At 67.5% G+C, this 1,025-nt stretch carries 2 protein-coding genes; both read left to right on the top strand.

Annotated features, from left to right (window positions below):
- On the top strand, positions 1-571 hold a 571-nt coding region (locus tag ACZ60X_RS43920), incomplete at its 5' end, for a restriction endonuclease (RefSeq protein ID WP_469611464.1).
- 136 nt (positions 572-707) lie between these two features.
- On the top strand, positions 708-920 hold the full coding sequence (locus ACZ60X_RS43915; RefSeq protein ID WP_469611466.1) for a helix-turn-helix domain-containing protein: 213 nt from the start codon (positions 708-710) through the stop codon (positions 918-920).
- Positions 921-1,025: the final 105 nt, after the last annotated feature.

The following is a 1,025-nucleotide window of genomic DNA, read 5'->3' as shown; positions in this document are numbered from 1 at the left end:
TGTCACGCGCTGCGCCGGCCGGGCCGCCCGGGCACTGCAGGAGGCAGCCGAGATGGCGTCCGCCGACCTGCGCGACACCGCGGTGGTCGAAGCCGACCCGCCCGCGGCACAGATCGGCGGACCGACAGAGCACGTCAGTGCCGCAGAGTCGACGTTCACTGACGGCTGCTTGGCCGACTACGCCGACCTCGACCCCGACGCCTTCGAGCGAGCCATAGCCGACCTGTGCGCCGGCTACGGCTGCCGAGAGGTGGAAGTGGTGGGAGGCGCGGGCGATTTGGGAGCGGACGTCATGGCGGTCACACCGGACGGACGGCGTCTGGTCATCCAGTGCAAACAGTACGGCGACACTCACAAAGTCGGCTCACAGGACGTCCAGCGTTTCGGGGGTACTTGTTTCACCATCCACGAGGCCGATGTCGCAGTGCTCGTCACGACGAGCGAGTTCACGGAACCTGCTCTCGAGTACGCACGGCAGTGCGGAATCGTCTGCGTGGACGGTCCTGGCCTCGTGGCGTGGTGCCACGGCACCGGCCCGAGCCCGTGGCAGCAGACCGGCATCGAGTCCTGAGCCGACCTCGGCCTGTGATGCGGTGGTCACGTGCCGCCGAGCAGTGAGCGGACAGCTCTGCCACATGGAAGGCGGCGACGTGGGCACCAGTGATCACACTTCGACTTCTGGAGAGGAGATCTTCGTGCAGAAGGACATGCGCAAGGGAGAGTGGATCACCGGTAGCGCGCGCGAGAAGCTGGCGGAAGTCTTCGCCCGGGAATACAAGGCGGGGCGATCGATCCGGGCCATAGCCGACGCACATGGTCGGTCCTACGGCTTCGTGCATCGTGTACTCACCGAAGCGGACGTACCGCTCAGGACCCGAGGGGGCGATACCCGCACCGGCACAGCCCGGCAAACGCGATGACGGCCTCCGCGGCTGCGCGGCCTCGTCGGGGCATTGCGACCGGCGAGTGCATGCGCTGACCTCGTGGGGCAAACGAGAGCGCCAGGGACTGGTGAAACGGCTCGG

This window comes from Streptomyces sp. NPDC104106, from assembly GCF_055584345.1.
Note: the sequence above shows the minus strand (reverse complement) of the source record. Positions and strands in the feature narration are given on the sequence as shown.